A 19,166-nucleotide genomic window follows, 5' to 3' on the forward strand; every position below is an offset into this window, starting at 1 on the left:
AGGAAATAATTCAGTTAAATTGATTTCTACTCAAATCATATTGTCCAGAATCATTCGAGTCAACCGGATTACCGCCGTCTTTGGCGTAGGTTGCAGGTTCGAAATATGCTGGAAACCCCCGCCCTGCAATGAAAAAAGCCGCTGTGGGCCACAGCGGCTTTTGATACAAACGGTAACCTTTTAAGGGCTTCCACACAGCTCCGGAATCAAATGAACGGGGCGCGCCAGGCTCTGCATTGCTCGCGCAGTCCACATGGCGCCCCCGCCCCCTTTGGAACGCTTCAGGCCGTACCTCCGACCGTCAGGCCTTCCATACGGATCGTCGGCATGCCGACACCGACGGGCACGCTCTGGCCGTCCTTGCCGCAGGTGCCCACGCCTGAATCGAGTTCGAGGTCGTTGCCTATCATGCTGACCTGGGTCATGGCGTCCGGACCGTTGCCGATGAGGGTGGCGCCTTTGACCGGATAGCTGATCTTGCCGTTTTCGATCATGTAGGCCTCGGAGGCCGAGAACACGAACTTGCCGTTGGTGATGTCGACCTGCCCGCCGCCGAAGTTGACGGCATACAGCCCCCTCTTGACCGAAGCGATGATTTCCTGCGGATCGTCCTGGCCGGCAAGCATGTAGGTATTGGTCATGCGGGGCATGGGAAGGTGGGCGAAGGATTCACGCCGGCCGTTTCCGGTAACCGCGGTCTTCATCAGGCGCGCGTTGAGGGAGTCTTGCAGATAGCCCTTCAGGATGCCGTCTTCGATCAGCACGTTGTGCTGGGTGGCATTGCCTTCGTCGTCGATGTTGAGCGAGCCGCGGCGATCGGCCAAAGTGCCGTCATCGACCACCGTGACCCCCTTTGAGGCAACGCGCTCGCCCACCCGGCCCGCAAAGACGCTGGAGCCCTTGCGGTTGAAGTCGCCCTCGAGGCCGTGGCCCACTGCCTCGTGCAGCAATATGCCCGGCCAGCCCGAACCCAGCACCACGGTCATTTCACCTGCCGGCGCCGGACGGGCCGAGAGATTGGTCAGGGCTTCATGCGTGGCGCGCTGTACGTAAGAACGCAGCACGTCGTCGGTGAAGTACGCCAGGCCGGCACGGCCGCCGCCGCCGCCGTGGCCCATTTCACGGCGTCCGTCCCGCTCGGCGATGACGGTCAGGGACAGCCGCACCAGCGGGCGCACGTCGGCCACCAGCCGGCCGTCACTGCCGGCGATCAGGACGACGTCGTATTCGGCCCCCAGGCCCGCCATGACCTGGATGATGTGCGGATCGGCTGCGCGGGCCATGGCCTCGAGACGCTCGAGCAGCGCCACCTTGTCGGGCGCCGAAAGCGTGTTCAGGGGATCGATGGCCGGATACAGGTCGTGACCGGCCGAATCGGCCCGGGCCAGCACTTTCTGGCGGCCCGCGCCCTGGCGCGCAATGCTGCGCACCGCGCGCGCGGACGACAGCAAGGCGTCGGGGGACAGGGTGTCGGAATAGGCAAAAGCGGTTTTTTCGCCGCTGAGCGCCCGCACGCCGACGCCCTGGCCGATGGAGAAGCTTCCGGTCTTGACGATGCCTTCTTCAAGGCTCCAGCCTTCGCTGCGCGTATATTGAAAATACAGGTCGGCATAATCGACCTTGTGGGTGAATATCTCGCCCAGTGCGCGTGCCATGTCGGCCTCGGTCAGGCCCCATGGATCAAGCAGCACCGACTTGGCGGTGGCAAGGGCTTGGATGGCGGGATCAGCGATTTTCATAGGTCAATATATAGAGTGTGTGTTACAGCGTTCGATGCCGAAGCGCCGGCAAAGCCTGCCTGACATCCTCGAGCCGGCTTCGGCTGATGTTGCCCAGGGCCAGACCGGGGCCTTCAGGCAGGCAATCCAGCACGTCGCCCCATGGGTCTATCAGCATGGAATGCCCCCAGGTGCGGCGCCCGTTCTCGTGTTTGCCACCCTGGGCCGCCGCCAGCACATAGCACTGGTTTTCAATGGCGCGGGCCCGCAGCAGTATTTCCCAGTGCGCCGAGCCCGTCGTATATGTAAAGGCGGCCGGCACGACAATAAGGCTTGTTTCGCCCAAAGCGCGGTAAAGCTCGGGAAACCGCAAATCGTAGCAGATGGAAAGCCCCACCTTGCCGCAGGGCGCCTCGAATGCCTGCGGCTCGGAGCCACCCGGACGGATGGTGACCGACTCATCGTAGGCTTCCTCGCCGCGTCGAAACCCGAAAAGGTGGATTTTGTCGTAGCGCGCCGCCTGACTGCCCTGCGGGTCGTAAACCAGCGTCGTGTTATAGATGCGGCCGGAATCGGGACTTTCAAGCGGCAAGGTGCCGCCCACCAGCCACAATCCATGCCGCCTGGCCGACTCGCTCAGGAATTGCTGGATGGGCCCCTTGCCGGGCCGCTCGCGCAGTGCCACTTTGTCGTCGTCGCGCCGGCCCATCAGGCAGAAATATTCGGGCAATACCGCCATTTGGGCGCCCTGTTCGGCTGCCTGCCGTATCAGGGAAGCCGCCTGTTCCAGATTTTCGTGCAAATCGGTGGACGAAACAGTTTGAATGGCCGCCACGCAAAATTCGTCTTTCTCGCTCAGGGTTTCCATTTTCAGCCAAATACGGACGATATGAATTTGCCAATGATCGGCATTACAAAACACACCGTCCAAAATGAAGTTTTGATTAATGAATATTCAGTGCAAATTGCTCGTACGGAATAAACACCGGGCCAATTTGAATATACCGGATACATATACGCCCACATAATCAAAATATAGGCGCAATGCCTTTTATTAATAAAGTAATTGAATTAACATAGCCGCACATAATAATCGTAGAACGGCATCCCTCTCATTAATAGTAATAGGCAAGGATAAGATAATGACGCGCGACACGTACGCCGCTCTTCAGTTGAAAATCCAGAAAGAAATCACCCGTCTTCAAAAACAAGCCCAGGCGCTTCAAAGCAAGCAACGCTCGCCTGTCATTACTTCGATCGTGCGCTCGATGCGCGAATACGATATCACCCCCGAAGAAATCGCCTCCGCCTACAACAAGAAAAAACCAGCTCGCCCGGCCACGCGCCCCGCCCGGGCGGCCACTGCGGCCAAGCGCACCGTTCCGCCCAAATACAAGCACCCCGAAACCGGCGCCACCTGGACGGGCCGTGGCAAGGCGCCGCGCTGGATCAGCGAGGCCGAAACCGCCGGAAAAAGCCGCGACCAGTTCCTGATCAAGCGCTAAATATTTACCCGCGACGGGCGCTTGAGAGCGCCCGCATCACTGCAATTCGTAGGTGATGTTTCGCACCTGTCCATTGTTGCCCGGAAACCCGTCGAATACCGCCTGGGCCAAATAAGGCATGACCTCGACCAAGCTGCCCGCGGTGCTGACAGCCGTCGATTTATATACCTGCGCCCCCTGGCGCTGATTGTCGCGGATGATGACGGTAAGCGTGTTTTTGCTGACTTGGACCGGCACATTGACAACCGTGGGCGTGTAATAGATTCCGCCGCCCCAGCCCCTGAAGCCGCCGTAATATCCGCCCCAGCCCCAGGGCCCGAAGTTGTCGAAATAGGGATCATGAAAACGCTGGACCCATTCCTGCGACACTGTGGCGCCATATTCGAAATGCACGTCGAAACGCGGCTTTTGTTCGCCCTGGGCCTCGACCAGGCCGGTACGTCCGATCGCCGCCCGTATCATGTCTGAAAACGCCTGCACCTCGAGCGTGTCGCCCGATGGCGGAACAATACGGTAATGGGCCCCTTGGGAATCGGCCGGCCACTGCTGGAAAGTGGTAACGCGCGCCGACAGTGTAGAGGCGCACCCCGCCAAAACCATGAGTGCCGCGATGCCCAAGAGCATGCGCGACCATTCGCCAGCCAGTTTGATTGTGCGTTGCAACATAACCTTGCTCCCGAAAGGTGGAGATCGTCAGGGTTCAGACTCGCCGCGATGCAAAAGGTTGCAGTGCCGCAAGCGGTACCGCCCAGGGCACCCAACCACTACAATACATTGTATTCATGAACCTTCGGCCAACCGATTCCTCCATGCGCACAGACACCGCTCCCGCCATCTCACGCCACGATTACCAGCCCTACCCCTACCGCTTGCCGCGCGTGGCGTTGCAATTCGATCTCGACGCCGAATGTACGCGGGTGCATGCGCGTTTCGAAGTCGAACGCGACGGCGGCGGCTTGCCGCCCCTGGTACTGAATGGGCAAGAGTTGAGCCTGGTCTCCGTGTCCATCGACGGCACCCAGCTCGATGCCGGCAAATACCGGCTCGATGACGAAACGCTCACCCTCTTCCCGGAAGCCGCCCGATTCATCGTCGAAATAGCCAGCGAATGCCGGCCGGCCCAGAACTCGGCCCTGATGGGTCTTTACGTTTCAGGCGAAAGCCTCTTCACCCAATGCGAGGCCGAGGGCTTTCGGCGCATTACCTGGTTTCCCGACAGGCCCGACGTCATGTCGCGCTACACCGTCACCCTGCGCGGCGACAAAACCGCCTACCCGCTGCTGCTGTCCAACGGCAACCTGGTCGCCGGCAGCGAGCTCGAAAACGGCCGTCACGAGGCAGTCTGGGAAGATCCCCATCCCAAGCCCTGCTATCTGTTTGCGCTGGTGGCCGGCAGCTTCGACTGCCTCGAGCGCCGCATCCGCACGGGCGCCGGTCGCAACGCGCTGCTGCAGATATACAGCGACAAGGGCTCGCGCAACAAAACAGAATGGGCGCTCGACTGCCTGCACCGTTCGGTGCAATGGGATGAGCAGCGATTCGGCCTGCAGCTCGACCTCGATCGCTTCATGGTCGTCGCCGCGCGCGACTTCAACATGGGGGCCATGGAAAACAAGGGCCTGAACATCTTCAATTCGTCTTACGTGCTGGCCGAACCCGACACAGCGACCGACGCCAGCTACCATGGCATCGAAAGCGTCATCGGCCACGAATACTTCCACAACTGGACCGGCAACCGGGTTACCTGCCGCGACTGGTTCCAGCTGTCGCTCAAAGAAGGGCTCACCGTTTTCCGCGACCAGCAGTTTTCGGCCGACATGATGGCCCATGGGCTGTCCGAAGACGCCGCCCGCAGCGCCCGGGCAGTCAAGCGCATCGACGACGTCACCGCCCTTCGCGTGGCGCAGTTTCCCGAAGATGCGGGCCCCATGGCCCACCCCATCCGCCCCGAAAGCTACCAGGAAATCGCCAACTTCTACACCGCCACCGTGTATGAAAAAGGCGCCGAAGTCATACGCATGCAGCATACGCTGCTGGGCGAAGAGGACTTCCAGGCCGGAATACGCGAGTATTTCCGCCGCCACGACGGGCAGGCGGTTACCTGCGACGACTTCGTCGACGCCATGGACTCGGTCTATCGGGCCCGCCATCCCGGCAAGTCGCTCGATGTCTTCCGGCGCTGGTATTCGCAGGCCGGCACGCCGCGCGTGCATGTCACGCTGCAGCATGACGCCGACCAGGGCCTGTGCAGCATCACCCTGCGCCAGCATTGCCCGCCCGTGGGCATCGAGAAGCTGCAATCGCCGCCCCTCGAAAAGCCGCCCCTGCACATCCCTTTCGCCCTGGGCCTGCTCGACGCCCAGGGGCAGGCGCTGGCTTTGCGCCACGAAGGTCAAGAGCATGAAACCGTCGTCCTCGACCTGTGTGCCGAATCCCAGACCTGGACCTTTCCCGACATCGCCGAAAGGCCCGTGGCCTCGCTGCTGCGCGATTTCTCGGCGCCGGTCATAGTCGAGTACGACCGCGACGACGCCGAACTGGCCCTGCTGGCCCGCCACGACACCGATCCCTTTGCCCGCTGGGAGGCCGGCCAGGAGCTTGCCTCGCGCCAGCTGCTGGCCATGTCGCAGTCGGGCTCTGCAAAGCAGGAAGACGCCATACTCATCGAGACCTGGCGCGCCCTGCTCCACGACCCGGCCCTTAGCGACGCCTATCGCGCACGGGTGCTTACCCTGCCGGCCACCAAGGCGCTGCTTGAAAAAACCGACCCCATGGATCCCCTGGCCGTAGCCCAGGCCCGTGAAGACCTCAGGGCCCGCCTTGGCCAGGCCCTGGCCGATTCCTGGCTCGCCATCTACCAGGCCTGCGCCGCGGCCGAACCCCGCGAATATAGCCCCGACGCCGTATCGTCGGGCCGCCGCGCCCTCAAGAACCTCGCCCTGGCTTATCTTGCGGCGGGCCGGCATCCGCAGGCCGAAAGCCTGGCGCAGGCTCAATACGAGAGCGCCCGCAACATGACAGACCGCATGGGTGCCCTTTCGGCCTTGGTCGGCCAGGGCGACACGCCCGCCGCAACGCGGGCGCTGCGCCACTTCTACGAGCAATGGCAGCACGACCCCTTGGTGGTCGACCGCTGGTTTGCCCTGCAGGCCACGGCATGCGCCACCCGGACCGACACCGTCCGCGCCCTGATGCTGCACCCCGCCTTCACCCTGCGCAATCCGAACCGGGCCAGATCCCTGATCTTCCAGTTCTGCATGAACAACATGCTGGGCGTGCATCGGCCCGAGGGCTACGAATTCTGGGCCGAACAGGTTCTGGCCCTCGATGCGCTCAACCCCGAGATCGCAGCCCGCCTGGCCCGTGCCTTCGACAGCTGGGCCCGCTACGCACCCTCGAATCGCGACGCAGTACACAGTGCATTGCAGCGCATACAGCAACATGAACCGCTCTCGCGCAACGTCGCCGAGATCGTCTCCAAAGCCTTGAACATCTGACAGGAGTCCCTCTTGAACCGCAAGACGCTTACCCAATATCTGGTTGAACAGCAGCGTACCCACCAGACCGTGCCGGCCGAAGTCCGGCTTTTGATCGAAACGGTGGCACGCGCCTGCAAGGCGATCGGGCATGCCGTCAGCAAGGGGGCACTGGGCGGCGTGCTGGGCAGCCTCGACAGCGAGAACGTCCAGGGCGAAGTCCAGAAAAAGCTCGACGTATTGTCTAACGAGATCCTGCTCGAGGCCAATGAATGGGGCGGGCACCTGGCGGCCATGGCCTCTGAAGAAATGGAGACCCTGCACCGCATCCCCAACCGCTATCCCAAGGGCGAGTACCTGCTGCTGTTCGATCCCCTCGACGGCTCATCGAATATCGACGTCAATGTGTCGATAGGCACGATCTTCTCTGTCTTGCACGCCCCCCATGACGCCCCGGGGCGCGATATCGAAGAAAGCGACTTCCTGCAGCCGGGCAGCCAGCAGGTTGCCGCAGGATATGCCGTGTACGGCCCGCAAAGCATGCTGGTGCTAACCTTGGGCAACGGCGTGGCCGCCTTCACGCTCGACCGCGAAATGGGCAGTTGGCTGCTTACCGAAGAAAACCTCACCATCCCCGAAGATACTTCCGAATTCGCCATCAACATGTCCAACATGCGGCACTGGGAGCCCCCGGTCAAGCGCTATATCGACGACTGCCTGGCCGGCTCGACCGGGCCGCTGGGCAAAGACTACAACATGCGCTGGATCGCTTCCATGGTGGCCGACGTACACCGCATCATGACGCGCGGGGGCATCTTCATGTATCCGCGCGACGAACGCCCCTCGGGCAAGAAAGGCAAGCTGCGCCTGATGTACGAAGCCAACCCCATGGCCTTCATTGTGGAGCAGGCGGGCGGCGCGGCGCTGGACGGCGAAGCGCGCATCCTCGATGTAAAGCCCCAGGCCCTGCACCAGCGCATCGGCGTCGTCCTGGGCTCGAAAAACGAGGTCGAACGCGTACGGCGCTACCACCAGGAAGACTAGGGCCTGTTGACCCTGCCCCCGGCAGCGGCCTTCTTTTTTATTCGGGCAGCAACACCGTGGCGCCCGTGGTCTGGCGCGAAGCCAGGGCCTCGTGCGCCTTGCCCGCGTCGCGCAGGGCAAAACGCTGGCCGATCTCCATGCGGATTTTGCCCTTGCTCACAAGGTCGAACAGGTCTTTGGCGGCGGCGCCGAGCTTCTGCCGGGTAGGCGTGTAGTCGGTGATGGACGGCCGCGTAAGGTACAAAGAGCCCTTGGCCGCCAGTATGCCCAGGTTCACGCCTTCAACGGGCCCCGAGGCGTTGCCGAAGCTGACCATCAGGCCGCGCGGCTGCAGGCAGTCAAGCGAAGCCAGCCAGGTGCTCTTGCCCACGCCGTCATACACCACCGGAACCTTGCGGCCGTCGGTAAGCTCGAGCACTTTCTTGGCGATGTCGTCGCGTGAATAATCGATAACCTGCCAGGCGCCGTGGCGCTTGGCAAGCTCGGCCTTCTCAGGGCTCGAGGCCGTGCCTATCAGGCGCACGCCCAGGGCCCGGGCCCATTGGCAGGCGATCAGGCCGACCCCACCCGCGGCGGCATGGAACAGAATGGTTTCGCCGCCCTGCAGGCGATAGGTCTGGCGAAACAGGTACTGCACCGTCAGGCCCTTGAGCATCATGGCCGCGGCCGACTCAAAATCGACACTGCGCGGCAGCTTCACCACCTGCCAGGCCGGCATGGTGCGCGCCCCTGCATAGGCACCCAAGGGGCTTTGCGCATAAGCCACGCGGTCGCCCGCTTTCAGGTGGGTAACGCCGGAGCCCACCGCCGCCACGCGGCCGGCCGCCTCGAAACCCAGCCCATGCGGCAACGGATGCTTGTACAAACCGGTGCGAAAGTAGATATCGATGAAGTTGAGGCCGATCGCCTTCTGCTCGATGACGACTTCGCCCTCGGCGGGATCGGGCGCGTTCTGGCTGACCATTTCCATGACCTCGGGCCCGCCATGGCGTGTGATGCGTATTGCTTCGGTCTGCATGTAAAGAGCTCCGGATGAAAAAGTGCGAATCAACGGCGGGAAACCAGCGACCCCAGCACACCGCGTATCAACTTGTTGGCCGCCTGGCGCATCATGCTCTTGGCCACCGACTGCACGGCCCCTTCGCGCCGGCCGCCCCGCGGCCCGGTCGACCCGAACAGGAAATCATTGACGGCGCCCAGCATGCCGTCGTCGGCATTTTGCTGTGAACGCGAAGGCTGGCCCGGGCGCCCCGCCCCGTCTTCAGCCTTTTGCGCGGCAGCCGATTCGGCGCGCTTTTGCAGCAGTTCGTAGGCCGACTCGCGATCGATGGGCTTGTCGTACTTGCCGCCCAGCAGAGAGGCCTGCCGCAGCGCCTGCCTTTCGGCGTCGGTGGCGGGACCGATGCGGCTGCCCGGGGCCGCCATCCAGGCGCGCTGGGTCACGCCCGGCCGGCCTTTCTCGTCGAGCATCGAAATCAGCGCCTCGCCCACGCCCAGCTCGGTAATGGCCGCCGTGATGTCCAAGGCCGGATTGGGGCGCATGGTCTCGGCCGCCACCCTCACGGCCTTCTGGTCGCGCGGCGTGAAGGCGCGCAAGGCATGCTGCACGCGGTTGCCCAGTTGGCCCAGCACGGTGTCGGGTATGTCGGCGGGATTCTGCGTGACGAAATACACGCCGACACCCTTGGACCTGACCAGCCGCACGACCTGCTCGACCTTTTCGAGCAGGGCCTTGGGCGCGTCGGAAAAGATCAGGTGTGCCTCGTCGAAGAAGAACACCAGCTTGGGGCGGTCGAGATCGCCGACCTCGGGCAGGGTTTCGTAGATGTCGGCCAGCATCCAGAGCAGGAATACGGCATACAAGCGGGGTGCCTGCATCAGTTTGTCGGCGGCCAGGATATTGACCATGCCCTGGCCGCCGGCGTCGACCCGCAGCATGTCGTGAACGTCGAACATGGGCTCGCCGAAGAAAAGATCGGCGCCCTGGGTCTCGAGGCGCAGCAGGCTGCGCTGTATGGCGCCCACCGAGGCGGCCGATACGTTTCCGTAGCGCGGCCGCAGTTCGGCGGCCCGTTCGGCCACGCTCTGCAGCATGGCGCGCAAATCCTTCATGTCGAGTATGAGCATGCCCTCGTCGTCGGCCACGCTGAACACTACATTCAACACCCCTTCCTGGGTGTCGTTGAGCTCGAGCATGCTCGCCAGCAGCAAGGGGCCCATGTCGGACACCGTGGCGCGCACCGGATGGCCCTGCTCGCCGAATACGTCCCAGAAAGTAACAGGGCAGGCGCCCCAGCGCGGCTCGGGCAGACCCAGTTTATCCAGGCGTTCTTGCAGCTTGGGGCTGTTCTGCGCGGCTTGCGAAATGCCGCTGAGGTCGCCCTTGACGTCGGCCATGAACACCGGCGTGCCCAGCCGCGAGAAAGCCTCGGCCAGCACCTGAAGGGTGACGGTCTTGCCGGTTCCGGTCGCGCCGGTAATGCAGCCATGGCGGTTGGCCAGCCTGGGCAGCATCACGACGGGCGCATCGGCGCTTTTTGCAACAATGATCGGTTCAGCCATTTTTCACCTTATCGATTTGCTGTAGACGGCAGCCGTAGTGTAATTCCGGCACCATAACGATGCACGCGTTAAAATCCCCTTTTATCTTTGCATTCATATTGAGTCATTATCTATGGCCGGTCACAGTAAATGGGCGAACATCCAGCATCGCAAGGGTCGCCAAGACGCCAAACGGGGCAAGCTCTGGACAAAAATCATTCGTGAAATCACGGTTGCCGCCCGCGCGGCCGGCCCCGACCCCGACAGCAATCCGCGCCTGCGCATGGCATGGGACAAGGCCACGGCCGCCAATATGCCCAAAGACAACATCCAGCGCGCCATTACGCGCGGCGCCGGCGGCGCCGACGGCGACAGCTACGAAGAAATCCGCTACGAAGGCTACGGCGTCGGCGGCGCGGCCGTCATCGTCGACTGCATGACCGACAATCGCATGCGCACGGTGGCCGAAGTGCGCCACGCCTTCTCCAAGCACGGGGGAAACCTGGGCCAGGAAGGCTCGGTGGCCTTCATGTTCAACCACTGCGGGCAATTCATCTTCGCACCCGGCACCTCTGAAGAACAGGTCATGGAAATCGGGCTCGAGGCCGGCGCCGAAGACATCCAGACCGACGACGAAGGCGTGATCGAGGTCATCTGCCCGCCGTCCGAATACGCAGCCGTCAAGGCCGCCTTCGCGGCCGCCGGGCTGGTGCCCGAAGTACAGGCCGTCACCATGAAGGCCCTGAACGAAGCCGAGCTTGCCGGCGACGATGCCGAGAAAATGCAGAAAATGCTCGACATGCTCGAAGGCCTGGACGACGTACAAGAGGTATACACCACGGCAGTCTTCGACGAGTCGGCCTGAACCCACGCCGGCAGGCGCAAGGCGATTGGGCGCGGCAATGCCATGCTGGAAAACCATATATTCCTTCACAGGATTTTCGCGTTACGCTTTCTGATAAACCGTTTGCAACCGTACGCGTCGCACATGGCGCGGCGCGCAGCGTCTTTTTGAGCTTCCATCACACATGAAACTTCTCGTCATAGGCGGCGGCGGCCGCGAACATGCGCTGGCCTGGCGCCTGGCCCAATCGCCTCGCGTCCAAAAAGTGTTCGTCGCACCCGGCAATGGCGGCACGGCGCTGTCCGACCGCCTCGAAAACCTCGCCCTCAGCGCTGCCGACGACCTTATCGACCTCGCGCGCCGCGAGGGCATCGCCTTTACCGTGGTGGGGCCCGAGGCTCCGCTGGCCGCCGGCGTGGTCGATGCCTTCCTGGCGGCGGGGCTCAAGATATTCGGCCCTGTCAAGGCCGCCGCCCAGCTTGAAAGCTCCAAGGACTACGCCAAAGCCTTCATGGTGCGGCACAACATCCCCACGGCGGCCTACCGCACGTTCACCGATGCCGACGAGGCCAGGCAATACGTTCGCGAACAGGGCGCGCCCATCGTCATCAAGGCCGACGGCCTGGCCGCCGGCAAGGGCGTAGTGGTGGCCGCCAGCGTCGACGAAGCCATCGCCGCCATCGACAACATGCTGTGCGACGCCAGCCTGGGGGCCGCCGGCGCCCGCGTGGTCATCGAAGAATGCCTGCAGGGCGAAGAAGCCAGCTTCATCGTCATGTGCGATCGTCGCCAGGTGCTGGTGCTGGCAAGCAGCCAGGACCACAAGCGGCTGCTCGACGGCGACCAGGGCCCCAACACGGGGGGCATGGGCGCCTATTCGCCGGCGCCCATCATCACGCCCGCGCTGCACAATCGCATTATGCGCGAGGTCATCCACCCCACCCTGCAGGGCATGGCCAAAGATGGCCATCCCTACACGGGCTTTCTCTATGCGGGCCTGATGATAGGCGAAGGCCCCGACGCCACCCGGCCCCTGAAGGTGCTCGAGTTCAATTGCCGCATGGGCGACCCCGAAACCCAGCCCATCATGATGCGCGCCAAGGGCGACCTGGCAACCGTCTTCGAGCACGCCGTCAACGGCACCCTCGAAAAGGCCGAACTCGACTGGGACCGTCGCACCGCGCTGGGCGTGGTCATGGCCTCGGCGGGCTACCCCCAGTCGCCCCGCAGCGGCGACGCCATCACCTCGATTCCCGCCGACACCGGCGAATGCACGGTATTCCACGCCGGCACGTCGCTTGACGACGGCACGCTCAGAACCTCGGGCGGCCGCGTGCTGTGCGTCACCGCGCTGGGCGATTCCGTAAAGCGCGCACAAGACACCGCCTACGGGGTCGTGCAGCAAATCCGCTTCGAAGGCGCTCAATACCGCCGCGACATAGGCTGGCGCGCCCTGCCCGGCAACGACTCCTGACCGACACCGAACACAAGGAAGAAACCATGTCCGTGCCGATCTCCCTGGCCTACGACTACTTCACCAGCCTGCAGGCCAACATCGTGCGCGCCCTCGAAGAAGCCGACGGCTTGCCGTTCCGCTCCGACAGCTGGACGCGCGAAGAAGGCGGCGGCGGACTGTCCCGCCTGCTCGAGGGCGGTGCGCTGTTTGAACGGGCGGGGGTGCTGTTCAGTCATGTGCGGGGACGCGCACTGCCCCCGTCGGCCAGCGCCCACCGGCCCGACCTGGCCGGACGCCACTGGGAAGCCATGGGGGTATCCATGGTGCTGCATCCGCGCAACCCCTATGTGCCCACCACTCACATGAACGTCCGGCTGTTCGTCGCGCGGGCCCCTGAAGACGGAAACGGCGACGACGTATTCTGGTTCGGCGGCGGGCTCGACCTGACCCCCTACTATCCCTTCGAAGAAGACGTGCGCCATTTCCACCGCATCTGCCACGATGCCGTGGCCCCCTTCGGCGACGATAAATACCCCGCATACAAAAAGTGGTGCGACCAGTATTTTTTCCTGAAGCACCGCAATGAAACCCGGGGCGTGGGCGGCCTGTTCTTCGACGACCTCAATCAAGAAGGCTTCGACGACTGCTTCGACCTGACCCGCTCGGTCGGCGATTGCTTCCTGCCCGCCTACATGCCCCTTGTCGAGAAACGCCGCGGCACACCCTACGGCGAACGCGAGCGCGACTTTCAGGCTTATCGCCGCGGCCGCTACGTAGAGTTCAACCTGGTCTTCGACCGCGGCACACTGTTCGGGCTGCAGTCGGGCGGCCGCACCGAGTCCATCCTGCTGTCCATGCCGCCGCTGGCCTCGTGGCGCTACGATTGGCGTCCCGAGGCGGGCACGCCCGAAGCCGAGTTGTACGACTACCTGCGTCCCCGCGAATGGCTGTGAGCCGCATCGGCCTGCTGGGAGGCAGTTTCGACCCCGTGCATCTGGCCCACGTGGCGCTGGCGCAGGCCGCCCTGGACGAACTCTCGCTCGACCAGGTGCAACTGCTGCCCGCCAGCGACCCCTGGCAGCGCGGCCCGCTTGCGGCCACATCCAGCCAGCGCCTGGCCATGCTGCGGCTGGCCATTGGCCAGTCGCCCATGCTTGGCGTCAATTCCATCGAAATCGAGCGCGGCGGCAAGACCTATACCATCGACACCTTGCGCCAGCTTCCAGCCGGCCCCGAATATGTTTGGATACTGGGCGCCGACCAGCTGGCCAATTTCTGTACCTGGCGCCAATGGCGCGACATCGCCTCGCTGGTGCGCATCGCCGTGGCCCGCCGTCCCGGGGCCGACGCCAGCGCGCCGCCCGACCTGCAGGCACTGCTCGATGAGCAGCAGCGGCCCTTGCTTCAGATACCCTTTGCGCCCATGCCGATTTCGGCCTCTGAAATCCGCAAGCGCCTGGCCGAGGGCTCATCGGTCGAAGGCCTGCTCCATCCCGCCGTCATCCTGTACATCGAACGTCATGGGCTGTATCGCTCTGCCGCTTCCTAAATCGCCGCCCCTCACGTTATAGTCAACTTATGGATATTCAGAAACTGCAACGACTGGTCATAGACGCCCTCGAAGACGTCAAAGCTCAGGACATCAAGGTGTTCAACACCAGCCACATCACCAGCCTGTTCGACCGCGTCGTCATTGCCAGCGGAGCCTCCAACCGGCAAACCCGCGCATTGGCTGAAAGCGTAGCCGACGCCGCCCGGCGCAACAAGGTCACCATCGTGGCCTACGAAGGCCAGGACACCGGCGAATGGGTGCTGCTCGACCTGGGCGACATCGTCGTGCACTGCATGCAGCCCAACATCAGGCTGTACTACAACCTCGAAGAGGTCTGGGGCGACAAGCCCGTCCGCGTCAAGCTGCTGCCTCAATCGACCCAGCCCGTCATGCCGCACTCATTCGACCTCGACGACTGACCCACCCCAACGGCAAGCCACCATGAAACTGTTCGTCATCGCCGTCGGCCATCGCATGCCCGGCTGGGTCGAACAGGCCTGGCAAGACTACGCCCGCCGCCTTCCCCCCGACTGCGCGCTCGAACTGCGTGAGATCAAGCCCGAGCCCCGAAGCGGCGGCAAGACCCCCGCACAGATGATGCAGGCCGAGGCGCGGCGCATCGAGGCCGCCATCCCGGCCAACGCCTTGCGCATCGCCCTGGACGAACGAGGACGAGACCTGACCACCCGCAAGCTTTCGAGCGAACTCGAGCACTGGCGCGGAATGGGACGGGACGTGGCCTTGCTGGTAGGCGGCCCGGACGGCCTGGATGCGCAATTGAAAGACAGTTGCGACAGCCTGCTGCGGCTGTCGTCGCTAACCCTGCCCCACCCCATGGTCCGGGTCGTATTGGCCGAACAGATCTACCGCGCCTGGGCTATCATGGTCAACCATCCCTACCATCGCGCCTGAAGGCGCGCCCGACCGGAGGCTTTCGGCATGGCCCAACGCCGCACCAAGATCGTCGCCACGCTGGGGCCGGCAAGCTCCAGCGACGCAGTCATTGAACAACTGATACTGGCGGGCATGGATGTCGCGCGCCTGAATTTTTCGCACGGCACGGCGCACGATCACCGCGAACGCGTGCGCCAGTTGCGGGCCCTGGCGCAAAAGCACGGCCGCTACATCGCCATCATGGGCGACCTGCAGGGGCCCAAGATACGCATAGCGCGCTTCTGCAACAAGGCCATTACCCTCAAAGCGGGCGAGCCCTTCACCTTGAGCAATGCGCATCCGCCGCAGCAGGGCGACGAACGCATCGTGGGCATCGACTACCCCAGTCTGGTGCACGACTGCGCACCGGGCGACGAACTGCTGCTCGATGACGGCAAGGTCATATTGCGGGTCCAGAGCGTGGACGCGCAGGCTGTCCATACCGTGGTCGAACAGGGCGGCCCGCTCTCGGACAATAAGGGCATCAACCGGCGCGGCGGGGGCATCTCCGCCGACAGCCTCACCGATAAAGACCATGCCGACATCACGACCATGGCCGAGATCGGCGTGGACTACGTGGCGGTGTCCTTTCCCCGCTACGGCCGCGACATCCACCAGGCCCGCAAGCTGGTGCGCGAAGCGGGCAGCCAGGCCTGGATCATTGCCAAGATCGAACGGGCCGAGGCGGTGGCGGACGACGAGGCCCTGGACGATCTCATCCACGCCAGCGACGGCGTCATGGTCGCGCGCGGAGACCTGGGCGTCGAGGTCGGCGATGCCCGCCTGGCGGGCATCCAGAAGCGCATCATCCTGCACGCCCGCACCCACAACAAGCTGGTCATCACCGCGACCCAGATGATGGAATCCATGGTGCACAGCCCCGTGCCCACCCGGGCAGAAGTCTCGGACGTGGCCAATGCCGTGCTCGACTACACAGACGCGGTCATGCTGTCGGCCGAGAGCGCTTCAGGGCAGTACCCTGTCGAAGCCGTGGCCGCCATGGCCCGAATCTGCGTGGGGGCCGAACAAGAGCCCGGCACCACGCGTTCCCAGCACCGCGTGGGCGAGGTGTTCGGCCGCTGCGACGAAACCATCGCCCTGTCGGCCATGTACGCCGCCAACCATTTCCCGGGCGTAAAAGCCATTATCAGCCTGACCGAAAGCGGCCACACCCCGCTCATCATGTCGCGCATCCGCTCGGGGGTGCCTATTTATTGCTACACCCGCCACGCGGCCACCCAGCGGCGTGTGGCCCTGTTCCGCGGCGTGTATGCCATGCCCTTCGACCCGGCCGCCATGCCAGCGGCCCAATTGGGCAATCTTGCATTGGCCGCCCTGAAGGACAAAAAACTGATACAACCGGGCGACTGGGCGATACTCACCCGCGGGCGCGTCCTCGACAGCGACATCGGAACCGACAGCATGACGTTGATCCAGCTGGATTGAAGATGCACCCAGAGCGGGAGAATCCGCCCGAAGATGACGCCCACCTACAGACACTGCCTCCCAGCCGATCCAAGGACATCCTGATGATCTATCTGGCTTCCGCCAGTCCCCGCCGGCATGAACTGCTGTGCCAGGCCGCCATCGCCCACACCGTTCTGCATGTGCCCTCGCCGCCTGGCGAGGACGAACCCCGGCTTCGCGGAGAAAGCCCCGATGCCTATGTGCAGCGAACCGCGCACGAGAAAGCCTTGCGCGCCCTCCATTGGCTGGGAATGAATGTAGACGGCGCACAGCCCGAATGGCCCCGCTCGGCCCAGCCTGTCCCCGTGCATCCTGTGCTAGCGGCGGACACCACCGTGATACTCGGCGACGACGTGCTGGGTAAACCCAGCGACGCGGAGGAGGCCGCCGGAATGTTGCGGCGCCTGTCTGGCACATTGCACGAAGTGCATACGGCCATCGTGCTGGCACTGCCAGGGTCTGACGTCCACGCAAGAGCTGCCGCCGGCCCGGCAAAGCCTGCGTGGCGCCAGCCCCAAAGCAATCAATTCATGTGCGACGTATCGCGCACCCAGGTCAGGTTCAAGATGCTTGATGAGGAAGAAATTGCAGCCTACTGCGCGTCGTGCGAACCCATGGGCAAGGCCGGCGCCTACGGGATCCAAGGGCGCGCTGCCAGGTTCGTAGAGCACATCAGCGGCAGCTACACCGGCGTGGTGGGCCTGCCCCTGTACGAAACCGCGCGCCTGCTGAAGCAAGGCGGCGTCGCCATATAAGCGTCGATCAGAACGTAATTTCGACCGACGTCACACTGCGCTGAGCCGGGCCATGAAAGACCGCCTCGATATTGTTGCCATCCGGGTCGAGCACGAAAGCACCGTAGTAATCAGGGTGATAAGGCCTGTATCCCGGAGCGCCGTTATCGGTGCCGCCATTTTCGAGGGCCGCGCGATAGAACGCCTCGACCATTGCCTTGTCGCGAGCCTGAAAAGCCAAGTGCTGGCGGCCGGTAAGCTTGCCCGCCGCAGCCTCGCTATCGACGGCGCTGATGACGAGTTCGTCGGCCCAGAAGAAATCGTCGTATTCCCCCGCTATGGGTACGCCCAACACCTCGAGCACGGCGGTATAAAACCTTTTGCTGGCGGGTAGGCTGCGAACCACCAACTGGATGTGGTCGAGCAGCCGTCCTCGATGCAGCGATTGTGTTTCCATGATGTTGCCCCTTGTCGTGTGGTCTGGCGCATTCGAAGCAAAGAGTGGCTCGACGCATGCTCCAGGCACGATCGTACCACTGCCGCCGGCCACCGGAGGCAAGTCATTCATTCAATACATTGCGCCCGGCCACTGGATCACCGACGAGCGGATCGCCGGGATGGATTCCACTTTCTGGATGAAAGCCTCGACGGCCGGCTTCGCGCCGCCGGTCCAGAACGATTCGACGGCCATATTCTTCATACGCAGCAATTCCAGCCCCCAATACAAATCGGCCATGGTCATCGTGTCGCCCACCACCCAGCCGCTGCCTGAACTGAGCATCTGTTCCAGATGGCTGCACCCGGCTTCGGCTTTGTCGTAGGCCGTCCGCATGGCCTCGGGGGTGAACAACTGCTGGGCCGCCTGCAGCTCTTTGGAACGTTTGGCGGAATATCCTCTGACAAGATCCGCATCATCGGCAAACTCATTCAGGTAGTGATCGCAGCGCTCGACCTTGCTCATGGCAAAGCCGACGCCGTTGCTCTTGCGGCGCGATTCGGGCCTGTGATCCTCGCCAGGCGGTTTTCCAGCCAGCATCTGGTAATTAGGCATGTTGTCGACAAACTCCACTTCGGCATCGATGGCGTCTTGCAGGCTCTGCGGACGCAAAGTGGTCTCGCCTGCCGCGATACCATCGACATAGACGCAAATGCGTTTCGAGTCGACCAGCACACGCCCGGTCTCCCAATCGATCAGTGTCGGCACCACCGCTGGATCGCATCCGCCTTGCGATGCCGAAGTGCTTCCCGTGTGGCCGGCCACCAGGCCGCCGCCAAGTTCGGCGCAACCAATCAGGCGCAGCCTGATATTGGCCGGCAGATAGGTCTGACCTTCGAAGATATTCAACACGCACGAACGGTATGGAATGCCGTGATGAGCCAGAACGGCGCGCACTTTCTGCGAGCAAATGGAATTGGCCGCGTGAAATAGTTCGAACCGAGGCTCTTTCGAGCCGCTCTCGCCCACGACCTCACCGCCTCCCAGTGCGCCTCGCAACTCCGTGGCAATCTGCTCCATGCTTTGAGACATACGAAACCTCCTTTTCTTATCCGCAAAAAATATAGCACCCGGACAAGGAATGCATCAGATGCGGAATCTCGGCAAGCGATACCAAAAAGTAATCGGAGTTTTCCGGCTCGACGCCGGTATGGGGAAGAGTCATGTCCGCAGTCGTGCGCGCCGAGAAGCGGCCGCCGAGGGTCGCGGTGGTGGGAGGCGCGAAGAGGGATTGCAGCCGTTGGGGGCTTGTGACAGGCGCTTGTGGCTGTTCACAAAGAGCAAAGCCCCCGCATCGGTTGAGATGCGGGGGCTTTGGGGTGTAAGAGCCTGACGATGACCTACTTTCACAGGCGAATGCCAACTATCATCGGCGCAAAGGCGTTTCACGGTCCTGTTCG

At 63.2% G+C, this 19,166-nt stretch carries 18 protein-coding genes; 11 read left to right on the top strand and 7 right to left on the bottom strand.

The genetic code is table 11. From position 1 onward, the window contains the following. Positions 1 to 281: 281 nt before the first annotated feature. Positions 282 to 1,739 carry a metalloprotease TldD gene (gene tldD / locus C7440_RS15200; RefSeq protein ID WP_116519106.1) on the bottom strand — a complete coding sequence of 486 codons (1,458 nt, stop codon included), beginning with the start codon at positions 1,737 to 1,739 and terminating at the stop codon, positions 282 to 284. A 22-nt stretch (positions 1,740 to 1,761) separates the two neighbouring features. Then, complete coding sequence (locus tag C7440_RS15205) at positions 1,762 to 2,586, bottom strand: carbon-nitrogen hydrolase family protein (protein WP_116519107.1); 825 nt, start codon at positions 2,584 to 2,586, stop codon at positions 1,762 to 1,764. Between the two features lie 274 nt (positions 2,587 to 2,860). Between C7440_RS15205 and C7440_RS15210 the strand changes: the two genes are divergently transcribed. Next, entirely contained in the window at positions 2,861 to 3,223 is a 363-nt protein-coding gene (locus C7440_RS15210; RefSeq protein WP_116519108.1) for an H-NS histone family protein, read from the top strand. 36 nt (positions 3,224 to 3,259) lie between these two features. Here C7440_RS15210 and C7440_RS15215 read toward each other — a convergent pair whose 3' ends face one another. After that, complete coding sequence (locus tag C7440_RS15215) at positions 3,260 to 3,889, bottom strand: DUF4136 domain-containing protein (RefSeq protein ID WP_116519109.1); 630 nt, start codon at positions 3,887 to 3,889, stop codon at positions 3,260 to 3,262. A gap of 143 nt (positions 3,890 to 4,032) precedes the next feature. On the opposite strand from C7440_RS15215, the gene pepN reads away from it, so the two are divergent. Together pepN and C7440_RS15225 are read left to right on the top strand one after the other, a co-directional pair. Beyond that, positions 4,033 to 6,720: an aminopeptidase N gene (gene pepN, locus C7440_RS15220; RefSeq protein ID WP_116519110.1), complete on the top strand. Its 2,688-nt coding sequence runs from the start codon at positions 4,033 to 4,035 to the stop codon at positions 6,718 to 6,720. A 12-nt stretch (positions 6,721 to 6,732) separates the two neighbouring features. Further along, positions 6,733 to 7,743: a class 1 fructose-bisphosphatase gene (locus C7440_RS15225; RefSeq protein ID WP_017525366.1), complete on the top strand. Its 1,011-nt coding sequence runs from the start codon at positions 6,733 to 6,735 to the stop codon at positions 7,741 to 7,743. A gap of 37 nt (positions 7,744 to 7,780) precedes the next feature. On the opposite strand, the gene C7440_RS15230 is transcribed toward C7440_RS15225, so the two are convergent. Further along, positions 7,781 to 8,761: a quinone oxidoreductase family protein gene (locus C7440_RS15230; RefSeq protein WP_116519111.1), complete on the bottom strand. Its 981-nt coding sequence runs from the start codon at positions 8,759 to 8,761 to the stop codon at positions 7,781 to 7,783. 29 nt (positions 8,762 to 8,790) lie between these two features. Then, positions 8,791 to 10,305, bottom strand: a complete 1,515-nt coding sequence (locus C7440_RS15235) for a helicase HerA-like C-terminal domain-containing protein (protein WP_116519112.1) — start codon at positions 10,303 to 10,305, stop codon at positions 8,791 to 8,793. A gap of 112 nt (positions 10,306 to 10,417) precedes the next feature. Between C7440_RS15235 and C7440_RS15240 the strand changes: the two genes are divergently transcribed. From C7440_RS15240 to C7440_RS15275, 8 genes are all read left to right on the top strand, one after another. Beyond that, complete coding sequence (locus C7440_RS15240) at positions 10,418 to 11,149, top strand: YebC/PmpR family DNA-binding transcriptional regulator (protein WP_116519113.1); 732 nt, start codon at positions 10,418 to 10,420, stop codon at positions 11,147 to 11,149. 163 nt (positions 11,150 to 11,312) lie between these two features. Beyond that, positions 11,313 to 12,602: a phosphoribosylamine--glycine ligase gene (gene purD / locus C7440_RS15245; RefSeq protein ID WP_116519114.1), complete on the top strand. Its 1,290-nt coding sequence runs from the start codon at positions 11,313 to 11,315 to the stop codon at positions 12,600 to 12,602. Positions 12,603 to 12,628: 26 nt separating this feature from the next. Next, positions 12,629 to 13,537 carry an oxygen-dependent coproporphyrinogen oxidase gene (gene hemF, locus C7440_RS15250; protein ID WP_116519115.1) on the top strand — a complete coding sequence of 303 codons (909 nt, stop codon included), beginning with the start codon at positions 12,629 to 12,631 and terminating at the stop codon, positions 13,535 to 13,537. Further along, the gene (nadD, locus tag C7440_RS15255; protein ID WP_116519116.1) at positions 13,528 to 14,133 is read left to right on the top strand and encodes a nicotinate (nicotinamide) nucleotide adenylyltransferase; all 606 of its coding nucleotides are present in this window, start codon (positions 13,528 to 13,530) and stop codon (positions 14,131 to 14,133) included. The genes hemF and nadD overlap by 10 nt, the downstream gene beginning before the upstream one ends. A 29-nt stretch (positions 14,134 to 14,162) precedes the next feature. Beyond that, entirely contained in the window at positions 14,163 to 14,555 is a 393-nt protein-coding gene (gene rsfS / locus C7440_RS15260) for a ribosome silencing factor (protein WP_017525359.1), read from the top strand. A gap of 22 nt (positions 14,556 to 14,577) precedes the next feature. Further along, a complete protein-coding gene (gene rlmH, locus C7440_RS15265; RefSeq protein WP_017525358.1) occupies positions 14,578 to 15,048 on the top strand; it encodes a 23S rRNA (pseudouridine(1915)-N(3))-methyltransferase RlmH in 471 nt (156 codons plus the stop codon). A gap of 27 nt (positions 15,049 to 15,075) precedes the next feature. After that, positions 15,076 to 16,515 (top strand): pyruvate kinase, encoded by a 1,440-nt coding sequence (pyk, locus tag C7440_RS15270; protein ID WP_116519117.1) that lies wholly within the window; start codon positions 15,076 to 15,078, stop codon positions 16,513 to 16,515. An 83-nt stretch (positions 16,516 to 16,598) separates the two neighbouring features. Continuing rightward, positions 16,599 to 17,291, top strand: a complete 693-nt coding sequence (locus C7440_RS15275; protein WP_116519138.1) for a Maf family protein — start codon at positions 16,599 to 16,601, stop codon at positions 17,289 to 17,291. 7 nt (positions 17,292 to 17,298) lie between these two features. On the opposite strand, the gene C7440_RS15280 is transcribed toward C7440_RS15275, so the two are convergent. Together C7440_RS15280 and C7440_RS15285 are read right to left on the bottom strand one after the other, a co-directional pair. Next, the gene (locus C7440_RS15280; protein ID WP_017525355.1) at positions 17,299 to 17,727 is read right to left on the bottom strand and encodes a VOC family protein; all 429 of its coding nucleotides are present in this window, start codon (positions 17,725 to 17,727) and stop codon (positions 17,299 to 17,301) included. A 111-nt stretch (positions 17,728 to 17,838) separates the two neighbouring features. Beyond that, a complete protein-coding gene (locus C7440_RS15285; protein WP_116519118.1) occupies positions 17,839 to 18,798 on the bottom strand; it encodes a glutathione S-transferase family protein in 960 nt (319 codons plus the stop codon). Positions 18,799 to 19,166 lie beyond the last annotated feature (368 nt).

The organism is Pusillimonas noertemannii, assembly GCF_003096595.1.
GTDB classification, from domain to species: domain Bacteria; phylum Pseudomonadota; class Gammaproteobacteria; order Burkholderiales; family Burkholderiaceae_B; genus Pusillimonas; species Pusillimonas noertemannii.